Source organism: Pantoea sp. YR525, from assembly GCF_900116775.1.
Lineage (GTDB): Bacteria > Pseudomonadota > Gammaproteobacteria > Enterobacterales > Enterobacteriaceae > Pantoea > Pantoea symbiotica.
On record NZ_FPBU01000014.1, the window covers coordinates 69,839 to 90,615 of the forward strand.

Genomic DNA, 20,777 nt, shown 5'->3' on the forward strand with positions numbered 1-20,777 from the left:
GGTAAAGCCGGGGCGAGCGCAAGAGGTGAAAGGATAAGTAAAGCTGGGGCCGCAGAAAAAAGCGACAGGGAAATGTCAGTACCAGGAAAAAAATCGTGCACGCTGGGTATCGAACGGTCGCCATTCATGGCGACCTGGTGCGCATAAATACGCACTCAATCCTTTGTAGGGTCGCCATTCATGGCGACCGTTTACCACGCTATCAACACAATTCGAGATGAACTTCGTGCTGCTCAATCACTTTCAGCACGCTAGCCGGCGGGCTTTGATCGGTATACATGTAGTCAATCAGGCTCATATTGCCGAGGTTGACCATCGCATTGCGGCCAAACTTCGAGTGATCCACCACCAGCATCACGCAGCGTGAGTTTTCGATAATGGCGCGTTTGGTGCGCACTTCGTGATAATCGAACTCCAGCAGCGAACCATCCATATCAATGCCGCTGATACCGAGAATGCCGTAATCAAGGCGGAACTGCGAAATGAAGTCCAGCGTCGCTTCGCCCATGATGCCGCCATCGCGCGTGCGCACTTCACCGCCGGCGATAATCACGCGGAAATCCGGTTTCGCCATCAGCAGAATTGCTACGTTGAGGTTGTTGGTAACGACACGCAGATTATTGTGATTGAGCAGCGCATGCGCCACCGCTTCCGGCGTAGTGCCGATATCAATAAACAGCGTCGCACCATCCGGGATCTGGCTCGCTACACGCTCGGCGATACGCGCTTTCTCCGCCGACCACATCATCTTACGATCCTGCCATGCGGTGTTTTCTGAGCTGGACGGCAGCGCCGCCCCGCCGTGATGACGCATGATTTTGTTCTGATCGGCCAGGTCGTTCAGGTCACGCCGAATGGTTTGCGGGCTGACTTCAAAGTGATCCACCAGCTCTTCGGTACTGACATATCCCTGACGCCGGACCAGATCGATAATGGCGTCATGACGTTGCGTCTGCTTCACATCTCTCTCCTCGGCTCGTAGCCGCTTCTTTTATTGGTGCTGCTAACGACGCGTAATCTTACGCGTATCAACAAATGCCATCGCTAAACCCACCAGCAAGCCGGTGACGTGCGCGGCGTTAGCGATCGACAGACCAAATGCGCCGTACCAGCCAATCACCAACCATACGACCGCGAAGCCAATCAGGCCGCGCTCAAGATAAATACCACTTTCGGGATCGCGCTCGCCGCGCAGCCAGCAGTAACCCATCAGCGCGTAAACCACGCCCGACAAGCCACCAAACAGCACGCCGCTGAACTTGGCCTGCATCCAGCCGGTTAGCAACGCCGAGATCAGCATAATCACAAACAGCTTGCCGCTGCCGAGACGCTTTTCGACCGCACCGCCGAGATACCACCACCACATCAGGTTGAACAGGATGTGCAGCAGCGAGAAGTGCAGCAGCGCATGGCTAAACCAGCGCCACACCTGGAAATATTGCGAAGAGTCCGCCGGCCACGCCAGCCAATCCAGCGCCACATCATCACCAACGATCTGCATCAGGATAAACACCGCGATGCAGGCGACCATGATGGTCATGGTGAGCGGACCTGCGCGTTCGCGAATGCTCGCCCAGATGTTGGTGCGCTCGTAACGCAAGCCACTTTCGGTGCTGCCGCTATGCCAGCTGGCGGCCTGATAGCGCGGATGGTTGGGATCGCGCACAAACTGCGCGAGTTCGTTTTCGACCATCTCAAACTTACTGTCATCGTCCAACATGATGAAGAAGTGGCTTTCGCGCTCAATGCGTAGCGTCACGCCGCGTGTCGCCATGTAGTCGACAAACGCCTGCGCCATGCGCGGATTGTTAAACTGGGTGATGCGCATCATGCGGTGCTCTCCTTCCTTATGCGATGGGCTTAGGCGTCGCCGAGGGCAACCTGCGCCGGGAATGCCGCGCGCCAGGCGTCAAATCCGCCGTCAATGCTGTACGCCGCGCTGAATCCCTGACCCAGCAAGAACTGCGCCGCGCCTTTGCTGCTGTTGCCGTGATAGCACATTACCAGCACCGGCAATGCCTGATTCGCGTTGGCGATGAAATCCGCCAGATTGTCATTGGTCAGATGCTGCGCGCCCGCCGCGTGGCCCATCATAAAGCTCTGCGGATCACGGATATCCACCAGCTGCGCACCTTGTGCCAGATGCTCTTGCGCCTGCAGGACATTAATACACTCGAAGGTTTCCATGGTGTCTCTCATTACTTGGTCACAATTAGCGGTTAAAAAATTACCGGTGTTGCTGCCAGGTCGCCATGAATGGCGCCCCTACGATTGCCCGGTGTAGGGCCGCCATTCATGGCAACCTAAACATGCTCAACTCATAAGCATTACACAATTAGCGCCTAGTTTAACCTGAGAAGCCGCCGCGATAACCTGACAACCTTTATGGTTATATGATTTTTTTCCTGTCGGAATGTTAGCTATATCACGCAAAAATGTTTTTATTCAGTTAACCGCTGGCGTCGATGTTGGTTTCCGATTATTATTACGCTCGAAAACGAACATTTTAGAACTATTCCGAACATCGGAGGAGATGACGTGGAAACCAAAGACCTGATCGTGATCGGCGGCGGCATTAACGGAGCCGGCATTGCAGTGGACGCTGCAGGACGCGGACTGTCGGTGCTGATGCTGGAGGCGCGGGATTTGGCCTGTGCAACCTCCTCCAACAGCTCGAAATTGATTCACGGCGGCCTGCGCTACCTTGAGCACTATGAATTCCGCCTGGTAGGCGAAGCCTTAGCAGAACGTGAAGTGCTGCTGAAAATGGCGCCGCACATCGCTTTCCCGATGCGTTTCCGTCTGCCGCACCGTCCGCATCTGCGTCCGGCGTGGATGATCCGCATGGGCCTGTTTATGTACGATCGCCTCGGCAAACGCACCACGCTGCCGGGCAGTAAAAGCCTGCGTTTTGGCGCGGATTCGGCCCTCAAGCCGGAGATCACGCGCGGATTCGAATATTCTGACTGCTGGGTTGATGATGCGCGCATGGTGGTGCTTAACGCGCAGGAAGTGGAAAAACAGGGCGGCGAAGTGCGTACCCGCACTCGCGTGACCCGCGCCTGGCGTGAAGCCGGTTTGTGGATGGTAGAAGCCGAAGATATTGATACCGGCAAAACCTACACCTGGCGCGCTAAAGGTCTGGTCAATGCGGCCGGTCCGTGGGTAAAAGAGTTCTTCGACGATGGCCTGAAGCTGAAATCGCCGTACGGCATTCGTCTGATCAAAGGCAGCCACATTGTGGTGCCGCGCGTCCACCGCGAAAAGCAGGCATATATCCTACAGAACGAAGATAACCGTATCGTGTTTGTCATTCCGTGGATGGACGAGTTCTCCATCATTGGTACCACCGACGTGGAGTACAAAGGCGATCCGAAAGACGTGAAGATCGATGACAACGAAATCAGCTACCTGCTGAAAGTGTTCAACGGACACTTCAAACAGCAGCTGAGCAAAGATGACATCGTCTGGACTTACTCAGGCGTGCGTCCGTTGTGCGATGACGAATCGGATTCGCCACAGGCCATCACCCGCGATTACACGCTGGATGTACATGACGACAACGGCCAGGCGCCGCTGCTGTCAGTGTTCGGCGGTAAGCTGACCACCTATCGTAAGCTGGCGGAACATGCGCTGGAGAAACTGACCAAGTACTACCCGAACATCGGCCCCGCGTGGACCAAAAACGCGGTATTGCCGGGCGGTGATTTCTCGGGTTCACGCGATGATTACGCCGCCGGTCTGCGTCGTCGCTATCCGTTTATCAGCGAAGGTATGGCGCGTCACTTTGCGCGTACTTACGGCAGCCGCACCGAAGAGTTGCTGGCAGACGCGAAGAGCATCGACGATTTGGGCGAGAATTTCGGTCACGAGTTCTACGAAGCAGAGCTGCGTTACCTGGTGAAAAACGAATGGGTACGCGAGCTGGATGATGCGATTTGGCGTCGTACCAAACAAGGTATGTGGCTGAGCGCTGCTGAGCAGGCACGCATTGCTGAGTGGCTGGCGGTTAACGCACAGAAACCCGCGTTGTCGTTAGCGTCATAATATAAAAACGGGGCGTCGTAAGTGACGCCCCGTGTGTAGGGTCGCCATTCATGGCGACCTTTTTTATTCCCGCTAGTTTACAACCCCGCATTCTCGCGGATGTACTTACGCGCTTTCACCGCATATTCGAACGGATTGGCCAGCGCCGGATCCTGTTCTGCTTCTACCACCATCCAGCCTTTGTAGCCGTAATCGTCGAGGATTTTGAACACCGGTTTGAAATCGATCACGCCGTCGCCCGGCACAGTGAAAGTGCCCTTCTTCACGCCATCGAGGAACGACAGGGATTTCTCGCGTACTTCCGCGACCACGCTGTCGCGCACGTCTTTCAGATGCACGTGGAAAATACGCGGCAGATATTTGGTCAGCACATCCAGCATTGCCTGCTGTGAACCTTCGGAATAGTAGATGTGGCCGGTATCGTACAGCAGGCCAACATTCTCATTGGTCGATTCCATAAAGCGATCAATCTCGGCTGGCGTCTGGATGCCGGTGCCCATGTGATGGTGCAGCGTCAAACGCATGCCTTTCTTCGCGGCGATCTCCGCCAGCTCGTTGTAGCCTTCCGCCGTTAAGCGCCACTCTTCATCGCTGAAAATCGGCTTCTGCTCCAGCACCGCCAGCGTGGTGCCCTGAATACTTTTGCTCTGCTCGGAGCAACCAATCACGCGCGCGCCCATCGCATGCAGGAAGTTCATGTGGTTGGTGAATTCGTCGATGGTTTTTGCTTTATCGCCGTTGGCGAAGAAAGTGCTGAACCACGCGTTGCAGATCTGAATACCACGGATATCCAGCATCGGCTTGAGAATCGCCGGATCGCGCGGGTATTTGCTGCCCACTTCGCTACCGGTAAAGCCTGCCAGCGCCATTTCACTGACGGTTTGCTGGAAGGTGTTTTCGCTGCCCAGCTCCGGCATGTCGTCGTTGGTCCAGCCGATTGGCGCAATCGCCAGTTTAACGTTGTCTTTGTTCATCTTGTTGTCCCTGATTCACAGAGGCGGCCGCTGAGCCGCCGAGGAGTATTTAGCGCACAGCTCAGTTATTTGGCGTAGAAATCCGGACGCGGCGGCATGGTGACCGGCTCGATTGCGCCGCTGTTCTGCGCTTTCTGGCAGGCGTCGGCGGCCACGGAAGCAGCAAAACCGTCCCAGGCAGAAGGTCCGGTCAGTTGGCCGTCTTTCACGTCATTAATAAACGCTTGCAGCTCAACGTCATACGCATCGATGAAACGGTCTTTCCAGTCGGTCAGCAGCGGCACACCGAGACGCGCGTTTTTGCGCGTTTGGATCGCCGAAGGCTCAGGCAGCTTCGCGATGCCCTCTTCGCCCACCACTTCACACTGAATGTCATAGCCGTACGCGCAGTTAACGAAGATCTCTACGTCAATGCGGATGCCTTTCTGCGTTTCGAACAGCACAATCTGCGGATCTTTCAGTTTGGCGTGAGACTTCGACGTGGTACGCGGGAACACCACCTGCACGGTTTTGTAGTCGTCTTCCGTCAGCCAGCGCAGCACGTCCAGCTCGTGAATCAGGGTGTTGGTGATCGCCATGTCGGTGGTGTAATTCTCGCCGACGCTCTGGTTGCGGTGCGCGCAGTGCAGCATCAGCGGTTCGCCGATTTCACCGTCGGTAATCACTTTCTTCAGCGCGCGATAACCGGAATCGTACGGGCGCATAAAGCCAACCTGCACCAGACGTTTACCGTGTTTGATCTCGGCATCGACAATGCGACGGCAACCTTCAGCGCTCAGCGCCAGCGGCTTTTCACAGAACACCGGTTTGCCGGCCGCGATTGCCGCCAGCGTGAACTCTTCGTGGGTCGGATCCCAGGACGTCACCAGCACGGCGTCAACGTCTGGTGAGTTGATCACCTGATGACCATCCTGATAAACCTCGGCTTCGATATTCAGACGTTGCAGCGCAGCGCGCGCGCCTTCCACGTTGATATCAGAAACCGCCACCACTTTCGCACCCTGCAAAACGTTATTGCAGCGACGAATGTGTTCCTGACCAATTGCACCGGTACCAATTACACCGAGTTTGAGCGTCATAATTACACCTGTAGAGTCGGATAAGTATCCCCTTCATACTTCAAGATGCAGGTGCGTTAGCTGCTCTCGTTCACCCGAATCACTGACTTAAGTCAGCTCATCGGGATTCTCTCGTTGGCCGCCTTCCTGCATCTCGAATTATTTAGGGTATAGGGTTAAACAAGGCCGGAGAGCTCCGGCCTAAAAGAGATTTAGTACTTACGCGCTTGTTCGATATGCACGTTAAGGTTGTCGGCCACTTCCTGCGTACGCTCGGAGGTGGAGGTTTGCGCCACGCCGACGTGCCACCAGCTGAAGTATTTGTGCACCATGGTTTTTGGCAGCACTTTGATGTCGAACAGCACGGAAACAGTCTGTTTCTGCGCATCGATCAGCGCGGCTTCAAGCTGCTCTAGCGTAGTGATGCGGTAAGTTTTGCAACCGTAACCGCCGGCGATTGCCGCGAAGTCCACCGGCACAAAGCCGCCATCCAGCTTGCCGCCTTCCGGATTACGGAAGCGGAACTCGGTGGTGAAGCTGTCCATGCCGTGTTCCATCTGCAGGTTGTTGATACAACCGTTGGTCATGTTATCCAGCAGCACCACGTTGATTTTCGCCCCTTCCTGAATCGACGTAACCAGCTCGGAGTGCAGCATCATGAACGAGCCATCGCCGACCATGACGTAGACTTCACGCTGCGGCTGCGCCAGCTTCACGCCCAGCGCGGCATTCACTTCGTAACCCATGCAGGAGTAGCCGTACTCAACGTGGTACGAGTTGTAATCTTTGGTGCGCCACACGCGTTGCAGGTCGCCCGGCAGACTGCCCGCTGCCGCGACAATCACCGCATCCTTTGGGAGCTGCTCGTTTAAGGTGCCCAGCACGCTGCTCTGCGTCAGCACCGATTTCGTCAGGCGCTCAAACTCCGCAAACAGCGCTTCGCGATCGGCGTGGTCGGCGATTTCCGGAATGAAATCGTCGGTGTTGTAGGTTGCGGCATAGACGCGCTGCGTCTCTTTCAGCAGCTTGCTTTGCGACAGCTCAATCTGGCCGCCCCAATGGTTTTCGAAACCTTGCAGACCGCTTTCAAGCGCGGTTAAACCTTCACGCGCATCCGCCAGCAGCTGCACCGCATCCAGCTTGTAGCTGTCGAAGTTGCTGACGTTGAGGTTCAGATAGCTGACATCCGGATTCTGGAAAATCCATTTCGACGCGGTGGTGAAGTCGGTGTAACGCGTACCGATACCAATCACCAAATCGGCCTCTTTTGCCAGCAGGTTGGCCGCCAGACAGCCGGTTTCGCCCACGCCGCCGACATTCAGCGGGTGATCGGAAACGATGGTGCCTTTACCGGCCTGAGTTTCGGCAAATGGGATGTTGAAGCGCTCGGCAAATTTCAGCAGCGCATCACCAGCGTCGGAATATTTCAGGCCGCCACCGACAATGATCAGCGGCTTGTGTTTGCGCGCAATCAGCGCCAGCGCATCTTGTAACTGCGCGGCGGTTGGCAAACGGCGATCCAGACGGTGCACACGCTTCTGGAAGAAGTATTCCGGGAAGTCCCAGGCTTCGCCCTGCACGTCCTGCGGCAGCGCAATCGTCACCGCGCCGGTTTCTGCCGGATCGGTCAACACACGCAAAGCGTTGATGCAGGCGGTCATCAGCTGCTCTGGGCGGCTAACGCGATCCCAGTATTTGCTTACCGCGCGGAACGCGTCGTTGGTGCTGATGCTGAGATCGTGGCTCTGTTCGATCTGCTGCAATACCGGATCCGGCTGGCGCGTGGCGAACACATCGCCCGGCAGCAGCAGTAAAGGAATGCGGTTGGCAGTCGCGGTGGCGGCAGCAGTAATCATGTTGGCTGCGCCGGGACCGACCGATGAAGTACAGGCGATAATCTGACGACGTAGCGACTGCTTGGCAAAGCCAATGGCGGCGTGCGCCATGCCCTGCTCGTTACGGCCCTGATGCACCACCAGATCGCCGCTATCCTGCTCCAGCGCCTGTCCCAATCCCAGCACGTTGCCGTGACCGAAAATGGCAAAAATGCCTTTCACAAATTTGGTTTCAACGCCGTCAACGTTCAGGTATTGGTTATCAAGAAATTTTACCAGCGCCTGTGCCGTGGTGAGTCTGATTGTGCCCATATGCTTCTTCCTTTACATGCTGGTACCTGCGGCGAGGTACATCGCGGTTCGGGTAAAAACTGCCGTTCACGGCGCCCGCGGATTAAGTGAAACGTGAGGCGATTATAAACAAATATTTTTTTCATTAAACACGATTACAGAAGAAACATTTCATTTTGCGATGGAGATCAAATTCAGCAATGAAACGTGGGCTTCGCGAGCCGCGAAAGGGGGAAAAGTGGAACAGTAAAAGGTCATTTGACGGTCATAAAGAAATTTCATTTCACTTCAGTAGCTTCCTTGATTCGCCAGCACTTTCCTGAGACCTGGCTCACAAGCCTGACTATCACTGAAACTCCCAACGATTCCGACACCGCTTTGCGGCTTCGTCAGAGTTTTACCTGGCTCACAAAATCGTGATGGATGTTTCATTTCATATTGAATTTGGAATTTTTATTCCTCATACTGCGACCAAAGCCAATCAGGCACCTTGAGAACCCGGAAGCAAAGCGCTCGACGTTGGGCGGCAGCGCCCGCAGTGTCTGCTTATCACAGAAGGAAACAATAGGTATGAGTACACAACAGAAGCGGCTTGATGTGATTTGTATCGGACGCATCGCCGTCGACCTCTACGGTCAGCAAATTGGATCACGTCTGGAAGATATGACCAGCTTCAACAAATATCTCGGCGGATCTTCCGGCAACGTGGCCTACGGTACGGCCATTCAGGGCCTGAAATCGGCGATGCTGGCGCGTGTAGGTGACGAACATAACGGCCGCTTTTTGCGTGAAGAGCTGCAACGTGCGGGCTGCAACACCGATGGCCTGATTACCGATAAGCATCGCCTGACCGGGCTGGTGATCCTCGGGATCAAAGATGAAGAGAGCTTCCCGCTGATCTTCTACCGCGACAACTGCGCCGATATGGGGTTGGTGCCGGAAGATATTAACGAAGAGTTCATTACCTCTTCACGTGCGGTCGCCGTCACCGGCACGCACCTGTCACATCCACAAACGCGCGCCGCAGTATTGAAAGCGCTGGATATCGCCAAACGCAACGGCCTGCGCACCGCGCTGGATATCGATTATCGTCCGGTGCTGTGGGGACTGACTTCCCTCGGCGACGGCGAAACGCGTTTCATTGAATCAGGCGAAGTGACGCAACAGCTGCAGGAAGTGCTGCACTATTTCGATTTGGTGGTCGGAACGGAAGAAGAGTTCCATATCGCCGGCGGCAGCACCGACACGCTGACTGCGCTGAAAAATGTGCGTAAATCGAGCCAGGCCACATTAGTGTGCAAACGCGGTCCGCTGGGTTGCGTGGTGTTTGAGGGCGAGATCCCGGATAGCTGGGAACAGACCAAACTGCAGAGCGGCGTGCGAGTAGAAGTGCTCAACGTGCTGGGCGCGGGCGATGCCTTTATGTCTGGCCTGCTGCGCGGCTGGTTGAACGATGAGAGCTGGGAGCAAGCATGCCGTTACGCCAACGCCTGTGGCGCATTGGTAGTGTCGCGCCACGGCTGCGCACCAGCGATGCCAACCAAAGAAGAGCTGGATGATTTCCTCAGTCGCGATAAAGACGTGAAACGTCCGGATCTCGATGCGCGTCTCAATCACCTGCATCGCGTTACCACGCGTAAACAGCAGTGGCCTGAGCTGAATGTCTTCGCCTTCGACCATCGCAAGCAGTTGGCTGATATGGCGCGCGAAGCAGGCGTCAGCGAAGAGCGCATTCCACAATTGAAACTGCTGCTGCTGCGTGCCGCAGAAGAAGCGGCTAACGAAGCCGGTCTGAATGAGAAGAGCGGCATCCTCGCGGATACCACTTACGGCCAGAAAGCGCTGAACGCGATTACAGGTAAAAACTGGTGGATTGGGCGTCCGATTGAACTGCCAAGTTCACGTCCGCTGCGCCTGGAGCACGGCAACATCGGCTCGCAGCTGGTCGACTGGCCGGCCGAGCACGTAGTGAAATGCCTGGTGTTCTACCATCCGCACGACAGCGCTGAGCTGCGTAAAGAGCAGGATGATCTGGTTCTCGATGTGTGGAATGGCTGTAACAAGAGCGGGCACGAACTGCTGCTGGAACTGATTCTGCCGGAGAGCAATCCGGACCGTCATGAATCTTACTATTACGACATGCTGAGCCACTTCTACAGCCTTGGCATTCAGCCGGATTGGTGGAAACTGCCGCCGCTGTCTGCCGAGAGCTGGCAGGCGATCAGCGGGCTGATCGAACAGAACGATCCGCACTGTCGCGGCATTCTGTTGCTGGGCCTTGATGCGCCGGAAGAGACACTGAAAGCCGGTTTCGCCGCCGCCGCGCAAGCGCCGTGGGTGAAGGGTTTCGCAGTAGGTCGCACCATCTTCGGCCAGCCATCACGCCAATGGCTGCAAGGCGAGCTGGATGATAAGGCGCTGATTGAGACCGTGAAAGGTAACTACCTGCGTTTGATCGGCTACTGGCGCGCTGTGCGCGGATAACGATGCGTTAGATGACAATGAAGCGGCCCTGATGGGCCGTTTTTTTGTCACGCACCTTGTTCAGGTCGCCATAAATGGCGACCTGGTAACAGCATAACTCCCGCCCTGTTTGCCCCTCTTTTTGTGAGGCATTTCATAAACCGATGAAATAAGCGTCACGATGATGTCAAACAAATGAAATTTTCCATCCATCTGGTACTATAGCGCTCATTATCCAGCCATATTTTCTTTTTTAGCGGGCCGAAGTAATGACCAATAATCCAACGCAATTAACCTTGTTACAGGACGAGATCCGTCGTCGCTATGAGACGCTGAGCAAACGCCTGAAGCAGGTGGCTCGTTATATCCTTGATAACAGTAACAGCATCGCTTTCGATACCGTTGCCTCTATCGCGCAACATGCGGATGTACCGCCTTCCACGCTGATCCGCTTTGCCAACGCGTTTGGCTTCAGCGGCTTCAACGAAATGAAACAGGTTTTCCGTCAGCACCTGATGGAAGAGACCGTGAACTACACCGAGCGCGCACGTCTGTTCCGCCAGACCGCCACCGACGACAGCGCCACCTCACCCGAGAGCCCGGCCGAAATCCTCAACGTCTTCACCATGGTGAACAGCCAGGCGCTGCAACAGCTGGCGATGCAGGTCAATCCAGATCAGCTTAACCGCGCGGTGAAAATGCTAGATGAAGCTGAGAACATCTACATCATCGGCCTGCGTCGCTCATTCAGCGTGGCATCGTATCTGGTGTATGCGCTGCGCCATCTGGAGCGTCGTGCGTTCCTGATCGACGGCCTCGGCGGCATGTTCACCGAACAACTGAGCATGGTGAACCCGAAAGACGTGGTGATCGCCATCAGCTACTCGCCGTACGCGCGTGAAGCGGTGGAGTTGGTTGAGCTAGGCGCTAAGCGTGGTGCGCATCTCATCGCCATCACCGACAGCCAGGTCAGCCCGCTGGCCGCCTTCAGCGATGTGTGCTTTGTGGTGCGTGAAGCGCAGGTGGATGGCTTCCGTTCGCAGGTGGCTTCGCTGTGTCTGGCACAAACGCTCGCCGTATCGTTGGCGCTGAACAACAACGTCACCAGCGAATAACTCTCGTAGGGTCGCCATTCATGGCGACCACCCAACAAAAAGGGCAGCCACCTGGCTGCCCTTTTTACATTGGTGTGCATCCTACGAACGCGGATACTGGTCGCTGTTCACCCAGGCGTGATCTTTCTCCCAGGTAAATTTCCACAGACGTTTTGGACCCGCCATCACGTTGAGATAGTAGTTATCGTAACCGGCAATGGTCGCCACCGGATGATAGCCACGCGGCACCGTCACCACATCGCGGTTATACGGCGCCATGCACTCGTCGAGTGAACGGTCGTCGGTATAAACGCGCTGCATGGCGAAACCTGGTTCAGGATCGAAACGGTGATAATACGTCTCTTCCAGATAGGTTTCGTCCGGGCTGTCTTTCTGGTCGTGCTTATGGCTGGGATACGAACTGGTCGCGCCTTCGTCGGTATACACTTCCACCACCAGTAGGCTGTCGGCCTCTTTGTTATCCGGCAGAATGTTGTGCACCAGACGCTGGTTACGCCCTTTACCACGCTGCTCAACGCCAACATCTTCCGGCGCAATCAGTCGCGCCGGCAGGTTGCCGCGGCTCGGTGCATTACACACCGCCAGCTCCAGATCGCTATCCGCATACACTTCCACTTCGTCGTTATGCGGGACGTACACCGAATAAGGTGGAATGCGTTCAAACGGCGACAGACGCTTACCCAGATTGGGGAATTCGGCGTGACGGGTTTTCACCGAAGCGAAGCCCGCCACCAGCACCAGACACAGCTCTTTGTCGCCACTGCTCAGCTTCAGGCTCTGCCCTTTTTTCAGCAGATAGGCATCAAAGCCGACGTATTCCCAGCCCGCGCTTTCCGGCGTGACGTGCTGGATACGACCGTTGCTGTCGGGTTTTTGCGCTTTCGAAATCAGAGACATCCTGTTCCTCCTTGTTGAGCGAAATTAGCCCAGCGTCGGCATGCTGAACTCAGATACGGTCTGCTGGCCGCTCGGCCAACGCACGGTGGCAGTTTTCATGCGGGTATAGAAACGCACGCCGTCTGGACCGTGCACGTTCAACGCACCAAACACCGAACGCTTCCAGCCGCCGAAGCTGTGGAACGCCATTGGTACCGGAACAGGCACGTTAACGCCAACCATGCCGGCTTCGACGTTTTGCACGAATTCACGCGCGGTGTGGCCGTTGCTGGTGAAGATGGCGCTGCCGTTGCCGAATTCGTGGCTGTTAACCAGCTGCAGTGCGCTGTCGTAATCGCTGGAACGCATAATGCTCAGCACCGGTCCGAAGATCTCTTCGCGCCAGATGGTCATATCCGAGGTCACGTTGTCGAACAGCGTGCCGCCAACGTAGTAACCTTCTGCATGACCAGCAACCTGGATGCCACGGCCATCAACCACCAGCTTCGCGCCTTCCTGCTCACCTTTGTCGATGTAGCCCAGCACTTTCTTCTGGTGCGCAGCAGAAACCACCGGCCCCATTTCATTCTCTTCGGCACCTTTCTGGATGCCAGGACCGACGCGCAGCGCTTTGATCAGCGGCGTCAGACGCGCAATCAGTTTGTCTGCGGTGTCGTCACCAACGGCAACAACCACTGGCAGCGCCATGCAGCGTTCACCCGCTGAACCAAACGCGCCGCCCATAATGGCGTTCACGGTGGCATCGAGATCGGCATCGGGCATCACGATGGCGTGGTTTTTCGCTGCGCCGAACGCCTGCACACGTTTACCGTGGGCGCTGGCAGTTTTGTAGATGTGCTCCGCCACGCCGGAAGAACCGACGAAGCTGACTGCGGCGATGCGCGGATCTTTGTACAGCTGCTCGGCATCTTCGTTAGACGAATGCACCACGTTGAATACGCCATCCGGCAGGCCGGCTTCTTTCAGCAGTTCAGCCATGCGGACAGAAGCGGATGGATCCAGCGCCGGTGGCTTGAGGATAAAGGTGTTGCCGCACGCCAGCGCGATCGGGAACATCCACAGTGGCACCATCGCCGGGAAGTTGAACGGTGTGATACCAGCAACAACGCCGACCGGTTGCATCAGCGAGTAGCTATCAACGCCGGTGCCGACGCTCGGTGAGTTCTCACCTTTAATCAGATGTGGAATACCGCAGGCATATTCGATCACTTCGATACCGCGCGTCAGTTCACCCAGCGCATCGGACCACACTTTGCCGTGCTCAGACACGATCAGTGCCGCCAGCTCTTCGCGATGTTTTTCCATCAGCGCTTTAAAGTTGAACATCACACGGGCACGACGCAACGGCGCGGTTTTCGACCATTCCGGGAACGCCGCATGAGCGACTTCAATCGCCTTTTCCACTTCAGCAGCGGTGCTCTGCGTCAGTTCACGCACGACTTTGCCGGTCGCCGGATCGTACACGGGAATGGTTTCATTGCTGGCGCTGTGGGTAATTTTGCCGCCGATAAAGTTTCCTACGATAGTCATGTCGTTGCCTCTTAGATGTGAAGTTCCCTGCAGATAGCCCGTTCGAACCGCGACGCTGCGTGTGCAGGCAATACTTAAAGCGTGCTATGAAGCTATCGTAATGAAATGAATTTTTCAAATACTTCTTTTTGGAAAATTTCCTTTTAGCGGCATGGATCGCATTTTTTCCGCCTGCGCTAATAGCCGGGTGCAATTCCGCCCGTAGCGCTTCCCTGCTGGCGCTGCAGGTATGCCAAACCGCATCACAGCTAAGCCGTTGCGCGCACAGAATTTGTGTCTGAAATCTAGCTTCCACATGCAACGCGAAACGAAATATGAAATTTTTGCGAGGCAGATCCAATATCTGATATTTCATAATTCAATAATAATGAAATAAATGTTCTCTTTGCAGCACCGATACCGTATCCGTTTACAGGAGCCGCCTATGGCCATCGATCCAACCCGTTTCTGTATTAACCGTAAAATTGCGCCCAGGCTGTCGCTGGAAGCTTTCTTTCAGCTTGTGCAGCGTCTGGGATTGAGCAAGGTTGAACTGCGTAATGACATGCAGAGCGGCAAGGTCACCGATGATCTCAGCGTGGCGCAGCTGCAGGCGCTAACGGATAAGTACCACATTGAAATCGTAACGATTAACGCGCTCTATCCGTTTAACCGTGCCGATGAGGCGCTGCTGGCAAAAGCCGACGCGCTGCTGCAGGAAGCTCAAGCCATCGGCGCAAAAGCGCTGGTGATGTGTCCACTCAATGAAGGAATTGAGATTTCGCCCCAGCAGACGCTGGAAGCGCTGCAGGTGCTGGCACCGCGCTTTGAGAAGTATGGCATTCAGGGGCTGGTGGAACCGCTGGGCTTCCCGGTCAGTTCGCTGCGCTCGGCGGTGCAAACGCAAAAGCTGATTCAGCAGGCAAAAGTACCGTTCAAAGTGCTGCTCGATACGTTCCATCATCACCTATATGAGAACGCCGAAAACGAGTTCCCGCAGGAGATTGATATCAACCATATTGGGCTGGTGCATTTGTCTGGTGTGGAAGATACCCGCCCGACGGCGCAACTCACCGATGAAGAACGCATCATGCTCAGCGACCGCGATGTGCTAAACAGCGTGGCGCAGGTGAAGCGTCTGGAGATGCTGGGCTACAAAGGCATTTACGCATTTGAGCCGTTTGCCTCATCGCTGGAGACGTGGGGCGCAAAAGAAATCGAACGCGAAATTCGCTACAGCATCGAATTACTGCAAGCCTGAAAACGAACCCTTATCTGTGTCTAAAACAAGACACTTTTTGTCAGTGTTGGCCTCGGTCGGAGGCCTTTTTTTTACACCGTTCATCTTTGCTAAACCAGGTGCGCATGAATGCGCACCCTACGTTGTAGGGTCGCCATTCATGGCGACCGCCAATTACGCGTTCTCCTTAATCTCCACCACCGGCTCTTCCGGCATTCGCTTAATCATCCGCAGCGTGCAGAACAGCGCTAAACACACCAGCAGCGCGGTGAGGAAATAGACCAGCGACACACCGGCATAACTCATGATGAAACCGGCAATCGGCCCGGTGATACCCAGTGACAAATCCATAAACGCGGTATAGGTGGCGAGCGCGCTGCCCTGATTCTGCTGTGGCACCACTTTCACCGCCACTACGCCAATCGCCGGGAACACCAGCGAAAAACCCGCGCCGGTGAGGAATGCGCCCATCTTCGCCATCCAGGGATCGAACGAACCGGCCACCAGAAACAGGCCAACGGCTTCCACCGCGAAGCAAATACTCGCCACGCGCAAACCGCCGAGCTTATTGATGGCATTGGGGAACAGCAGGCGCGTGCCGACGAACGCGGCACTGAACATGGTCAGCGCGAAAGCAGCGCCATCCCAGCCTTTATCCTGATAAAACAGCGTGATGAAAGTAGCGATCACGCCAAATCCGGCAGAACCCATCGCCAGAATCAGGCCGAAACCGTACACCTTGCTCAGCACGTCACGGAACGGCAGCGGTTTGGCTTTACTGCCTTTCACCGGCGCACGCGGCAGCGCCAGCGCAATCGCCAGCACGCAAATAGCAATGATGATGGCGGAGAGCAGCAGCAAGCCGCCGCTGCGGAAAATCACTACGCCGAGTGGCGCACCGATCGCCATCGCGCCGTAGGTGACAATGCCGTTCCACGAAATCACCCGGCCAATATGCAGCGAACCGACGCGCGCCACGCCCCACAGCGACGTACCGGTGCCGGAGAAGCTTTGCCCCACGCCGAGAATCACGCGCCCCAGACACAGCAGCACCAGACTCAGCACGCCCTGCCCATCACTGAGCGCCGAGAGCAGAATACAGATACCGCTCAGCAAACAGCCCACCAGCCCCAGCACCACCACTTTTTTCGGCCCCCACAGATCGGCATAGCGTCCGGCGTGCGGACGGCTGAGCAGCGTGGCGATGTATTGCAGGCTGATCACCAATCCGGCCCAGAAGGCGTTATAGCCCAGTCCGTCATGGACAAAGCCGGGCAGCACCGCCAGCGGCAAGCCGATGGTGAGATAGCTGGCAAAGTTGAACTTCACGATGGAAAGGATCAGTAAATTGAGGCGAAAACGGCCGTGTTCAGGTGCGGCGGCAGGCAGGTCAGGCATGAGTGATTGCGCTCGTGGGTGACGGAATTTTCATAACAAGAGGATAACTATACGCCTTTTGGTTTTATCCGCATCAGTGAAATGCCCAGTTTTACGGTCATCATTTCGTCATATCGCGCTCGTAGACTCGCCCTCAATCAAATCCCAAAGAGGATAACAATCTGATGACGCCCCTGATTTCTCAGGCGCGCGTGCGTAACGCTAGCTCCTTCGCGGGAGATGGCCGATGACGCATGCCGCGCTGCCTATTGAACTGAAAAATCTCAGATGGTCGGTGGGTAACCTGACTATTCTGCACGATCTCTCCCTGACCATTCCCGCAGGCGAAATCCTGGCGCTGCTCGGTCCGAGCGGCTGTGGCAAAAGCACGCTTTTGAAACTGCTGGCAGGTTTGCTGCAGCCAACCGCAGGTGAACTGTGGATTGGTGAACGCTGCGTGGCCTCGCCGCGCCACAGCGATGCGCCGGAGAAGCGTAACCTCGGCATGGTGTTCCAGGATTACGCGCTGTGGCCGCACATGTCGGTGGCACAAAACGTCGCCTTTCCGCTGCGCATGCGCGGCATGAAAAAAGCCGCCGCGCGGCAACAGGCCGATGCCGCATTGGCTCAGGTTGGCCTCGCTGATTTTGGCGATCGCAAACCGGCGTTGCTTTCCGGCGGCCAGCAGCAGCGCGTGGCGCTGGCGCGCGCGCTGGTGGCGAAACCGGCCATTCTGCTGTTCGACGAACCACTCTCTAACCTCGACCGCGACCTGCGTGAAACCCTGGTTCACACCATGGCGGATTTGCTGCGCGCGGCGGGCATCACCGCTGTTTACGTTACGCACGATCGCGAGGAAGCCAACACGCTGGCCGACCGCATCATTCACCTGGCGCAGGGCCAGATTGTTTCCGTTACTCACCTCTCAGGGGACCGCAATGCCATCTCTCAAGTCAGTTAAAACAGGAGCCATCAGCGCGATGATTTTGACTTCCGCCATCATGATCAACGACGCCCAGGCGCTGACGGTGTACACCGCCGGTCCGGGTTCGCTGTCGAAAAGTCTTGCCGCCGGGTTTGAAAAACAGACCGGCATCAAAGTGAATATTTTCCAGGCCACCACCGGCAAAGTGATGGCGCGTCTGGAAGCGGAACAGGCCAATCCGCAGGCCGATGTGCTGATCTCGGCTTCGTGGGATACCGCCGAAGATCTGCAACAGCGCGGCTGGCTGCAACCTTTCGAAAGTGCTAATGCAGCGAAGGTGCCGAATCAGTTCAAAACCGCCAACTATGTCGCACAAGGCATTTCCGCGCTCGGCATCGTGTGGAATACGCAAAGCAACACGCCAGAACCGAAAACCTGGCAGGATCTCACCGCGCCCGCCTTTAAAGATAAGGTCACCACACCGGATCCGGCGCTGTCTGGCGCGTCACTCGATCTGCTGATTGGCCTGCAAAACAGCGAAGGCGAAAAAGCCTGGCAGCTGTTTGATCAGCTGAAAGCCAACGGCATGGTGATGAGCGGCCCGAACGCGCAGGCGGTGACGCCGGTGCTGCAAGGCGCGAAAGCGGCGGTGTTTGGCGCGGTCGATTACGTCACCTATAACAACATCGCACAGGGCGAAAGCGTGAAGGTGATCTTCCCGGAAAACGGCACCGTGGTCGCGCCGCGTCCGATGATGATCCTGAAAAGCAGCCAGCACGCCGACGATGCGAAGAAATTCGTCGATTACGTGCTGTCGGATGAAGGTCAGGAGCAAGTAGCCAAAGCCTGGCTGATGCCGGCGCGTACCGATATCAAAGCGCAACGCCCGCTGTTCACCGAGATCAAATTGTTGCCGACCAATCAGGATGGCAGCAGCGAGCGCTCGGCGGTGCTGAAGCGCTTTGGCGCCCTGTTCGGACAGTAAACGATGTCGCGTGCCCTGAATGGCTTGATTCTGCTGGCGTTATTACTGCTGGTGGCGCTGCCGCTGCTGTTTATCGTGCTGCAAGCGCTGTTTCCTTACTTCGGTGAAGGCAGCTGGCGCGGCGCTTTTAGCGCTTTCCCGGCGCTGCTGGACGATCCGCAGCTGGCATCGATGTGGCTGGGCACGCTAAAAATCGGCGGCGGCGTGGCGCTGTGCAGTTTGCTGCTGGGCTTACCGCTCGGCGCACTGCGCGGCCTGTTCCGCCTGCCGGGCGCAGCGCTGTGGGATCTGCTGTTTCTGATCCCGTTTTTGACGCCGCCCTATATTGTGGCGCTGTCATGGACGCTGGCGCTGCAACGCAACGGTTATATCGAACAACTTACCGGCATCAACTTCGACAGCCTGCTGTTTAGCAGCAGCGGCATGATTGGCGTGATGACGCTGAACATCTTCCCGGTGGTCTATTTTGCGGTGTCGCGTTCGCTGCTGGCGAGCGGACAACGTCTCGCCTGGGTAGCGCGCGTGCATGGCGCATCGGCGTGGCGCGGCTTCTGGCACATTACCTTGCCGCTCACCTTACCGGCGTTGGCAGGCGGCGTGCTGCTGGCGTTTACGCTGGCGATTGAGGAGTACGGCGTGCCCGCAGCGCTGGGTGCCCAGGCGAAGCTGACGCTGATGACCGTTGGCATTGAAACCAAACTCGCCGACTGGCCGATCGATCTGCCCGGCGCGGCGTCGCTGTCACTGATGTTGAGTCTGGTGGCGCTAACGGCGTGGCTGCTGCAGCGCAAACTGACCGGCAGCAGCGATGTCACGGCGGTTGGCGGTAAACCGGTTACTCAGGAACTGGCGCATGCCGGCGGCTTACAAAACCTGATGCTGCTGCCGTTTGCTCTCACCGTGCTGCTGGCGGTGGTGCTGCCGCTCGGCGCGATGACCTTGAGCGGCTTACTGAATACGCTCTCCGGCGGATTGCATCTCAGTAATCTGACGCTGCGCCACTTCGGCGCGCTGTTCAGCCAGCAAGGCGATGCGCTGGCGGCCTTCTCCACCAGCATTGGCCTGGCGCTTGGCGCGGCGCTGCTGACCGGCGCGCTGGGCTTTCTCATTGCCTGGCGCGTGTCGGAAGGAAAAAACCGTTTACTGGCAATGATGGATGGCCTGGCGCTGCTGCCTGCGGCGATGCCCGGCGTGGTGGTTGGTGTCGGGTTGATTCTGCTGTGGAATCGCGGGTTCTGGCCGGTTTCGCCCTATAACACCATGTTTATTCTGCTGCTGTCGTACAGCTGTTTATTGCTGCCGTGGCCGGTGCGCTATGTCAGTAGCGCGCTGCGTCAGCTGGCCCCAACGCTGGAACCGGCGGCGCGCGTGCATGGTGCATCACGTTTGCAGGCGCTGCGGCTGGTTGTGCTGCCGCTGGTGGCACCCAGCTTGCTGGCGGCGATGATGATGGTGTTTGCCGTGGCATCACGCGAGCTGGTGACCTCGCTGCTGCTGGCTCCGGCGGGCACGCAAACCGTGGCGATCTTTATCTGGCGTCAGTTCGAACAAGGTTCGGTGGGACAAGGTATGGCGATGGCCACGCTGACACTGCTCGCCAGTTTGAGTTTGATGTTAGCTGCGACCACGCTGATGCGGCGTCAGGCCCGGTGAACGTAGGGTCGCCATAAATGGCGTAATGCTTGTCAAATATGCGTAAATCGGTCGCCATGAATGGCGACCCTACAGGATTTGCAGCGATGGTGAGGCAGGATAATGCATTGCGGCTGCAGCGCGGGTGTTGAGGCGACATCCCAAACCGCTGAACGATTGAGGGATTCCAGGGCGAGCCGCATGGATGCGGCGAGAGGTGGCGCTGAGCAGGAGCGAATCGCCACCGGTCCGTCAGGAATCGTGAATGAGTGAAGGTACCGCGCAGCGGCGGGTTGGGCTGGCGCAAGGCCCGGGAGTGCAGAGGGCGCGGCCATGCACTGAACCCCAAAACCTGGACACATTTTACATCTCTTTTGATGCCCGGTATTCCACCGGGCTCATGCCCGTTCTGAGACAAATTCGTTCGTG

At 56.7% G+C, this 20,777-nt stretch carries 16 protein-coding genes; 7 read left to right on the plus strand and 9 right to left on the minus strand.

All coding sequences use genetic code 11. The features are described from left to right. Positions 1-202 precede the first annotated feature (202 nt). From BM323_RS22580 to glpE, 3 genes are read right to left on the minus strand one after another with little or no spacing between them, the layout of a single operon-like run. Entirely contained in the window at positions 203-961 is a 759-nt protein-coding gene (locus BM323_RS22580) for a DeoR/GlpR family transcriptional regulator (RefSeq protein WP_008107931.1), read from the minus strand. 42 nt (positions 962-1,003) lie between these two features. Beyond that, positions 1,004-1,828, minus strand: coding sequence for a rhomboid family intramembrane serine protease GlpG (glpG, locus tag BM323_RS22585; RefSeq protein WP_036649351.1), 825 nt, complete (start codon positions 1,826-1,828; stop codon positions 1,004-1,006). A gap of 32 nt (positions 1,829-1,860) precedes the next feature. Next, on the minus strand, positions 1,861-2,187 hold the full coding sequence (glpE, locus tag BM323_RS22590) for a thiosulfate sulfurtransferase GlpE (protein ID WP_008107933.1): 327 nt from the start codon (positions 2,185-2,187) through the stop codon (positions 1,861-1,863). A gap of 351 nt (positions 2,188-2,538) precedes the next feature. Between glpE and glpD the strand changes: the two genes are divergently transcribed. After that, entirely contained in the window at positions 2,539-4,047 is a 1,509-nt protein-coding gene (gene glpD, locus BM323_RS22595; protein ID WP_008107935.1) for a glycerol-3-phosphate dehydrogenase, read from the plus strand. A gap of 77 nt (positions 4,048-4,124) precedes the next feature. Here glpD and iolE read toward each other — a convergent pair whose 3' ends face one another. The 3 genes from iolE to iolD form a co-directional block, all read right to left on the minus strand. After that, positions 4,125-5,021, minus strand: coding sequence for a myo-inosose-2 dehydratase (gene iolE / locus BM323_RS22600; RefSeq protein ID WP_008107936.1), 897 nt, complete (start codon positions 5,019-5,021; stop codon positions 4,125-4,127). A 65-nt stretch (positions 5,022-5,086) separates the two neighbouring features. Further along, on the minus strand, positions 5,087-6,100 hold the full coding sequence (locus BM323_RS22605; RefSeq protein ID WP_008107937.1) for a bifunctional inositol 2-dehydrogenase/D-chiro-inositol 1-dehydrogenase: 1,014 nt from the start codon (positions 6,098-6,100) through the stop codon (positions 5,087-5,089). A gap of 191 nt (positions 6,101-6,291) precedes the next feature. Continuing rightward, positions 6,292-8,226: a 3D-(3,5/4)-trihydroxycyclohexane-1,2-dione acylhydrolase (decyclizing) gene (gene iolD, locus BM323_RS22610; RefSeq protein ID WP_008107938.1), complete on the minus strand. Its 1,935-nt coding sequence runs from the start codon at positions 8,224-8,226 to the stop codon at positions 6,292-6,294. Between the two features lie 549 nt (positions 8,227-8,775). Here iolD and iolC point away from each other — a divergent pair. Then, positions 8,776-10,689, plus strand: a complete 1,914-nt coding sequence (gene iolC, locus BM323_RS22615) for a bifunctional 5-dehydro-2-deoxygluconokinase/5-dehydro-2-deoxyphosphogluconate aldolase (RefSeq protein ID WP_008107939.1) — start codon at positions 8,776-8,778, stop codon at positions 10,687-10,689. Between the two features lie 248 nt (positions 10,690-10,937). Beyond that, a complete protein-coding gene (locus BM323_RS22620) occupies positions 10,938-11,783 on the plus strand; it encodes a MurR/RpiR family transcriptional regulator (RefSeq protein WP_008107943.1) in 846 nt (281 codons plus the stop codon). An 81-nt stretch (positions 11,784-11,864) separates the two neighbouring features. On the opposite strand, the gene iolB is transcribed toward BM323_RS22620, so the two are convergent. Together iolB and BM323_RS22630 are read right to left on the minus strand one after the other, a co-directional pair. After that, positions 11,865-12,680, minus strand: coding sequence for a 5-deoxy-glucuronate isomerase (gene iolB, locus BM323_RS22625; RefSeq protein ID WP_008107945.1), 816 nt, complete (start codon positions 12,678-12,680; stop codon positions 11,865-11,867). 24 nt (positions 12,681-12,704) lie between these two features. Beyond that, positions 12,705-14,210: a CoA-acylating methylmalonate-semialdehyde dehydrogenase gene (locus BM323_RS22630; protein ID WP_008107947.1), complete on the minus strand. Its 1,506-nt coding sequence runs from the start codon at positions 14,208-14,210 to the stop codon at positions 12,705-12,707. A gap of 424 nt (positions 14,211-14,634) precedes the next feature. Here BM323_RS22630 and BM323_RS22635 point away from each other — a divergent pair, with 424 nt between their 5' ends. After that, positions 14,635-15,450 (plus strand): TIM barrel protein, encoded by an 816-nt coding sequence (locus BM323_RS22635; protein ID WP_008107949.1) that lies wholly within the window; start codon positions 14,635-14,637, stop codon positions 15,448-15,450. Between the two features lie 153 nt (positions 15,451-15,603). Here BM323_RS22635 and BM323_RS22640 read toward each other — a convergent pair whose 3' ends face one another. Further along, a complete protein-coding gene (locus BM323_RS22640; protein ID WP_008107952.1) occupies positions 15,604-16,827 on the minus strand; it encodes an MFS transporter in 1,224 nt (407 codons plus the stop codon). Between the two features lie 226 nt (positions 16,828-17,053). On the opposite strand from BM323_RS22640, the gene BM323_RS22645 reads away from it, so the two are divergent. The 3 genes from BM323_RS22645 to BM323_RS22655 are packed head-to-tail and all read left to right on the plus strand — an operon-like array spanning position 17,054 to position 20,369. After that, positions 17,054-17,767: an ABC transporter ATP-binding protein gene (locus tag BM323_RS22645; RefSeq protein ID WP_008107955.1), complete on the plus strand. Its 714-nt coding sequence runs from the start codon at positions 17,054-17,056 to the stop codon at positions 17,765-17,767. Continuing rightward, positions 17,745-18,716, plus strand: coding sequence for an ABC transporter substrate-binding protein (locus BM323_RS22650; RefSeq protein WP_036649342.1), 972 nt, complete (start codon positions 17,745-17,747; stop codon positions 18,714-18,716). Before BM323_RS22645 ends, BM323_RS22650 begins: the two co-directional genes overlap by 23 nt. Positions 18,717-18,719: 3 nt before the next feature. Next, positions 18,720-20,369: an ABC transporter permease gene (locus BM323_RS22655; RefSeq protein ID WP_008107958.1), complete on the plus strand. Its 1,650-nt coding sequence runs from the start codon at positions 18,720-18,722 to the stop codon at positions 20,367-20,369. The last annotated feature ends 408 nt before the right edge of the window (positions 20,370-20,777 follow it).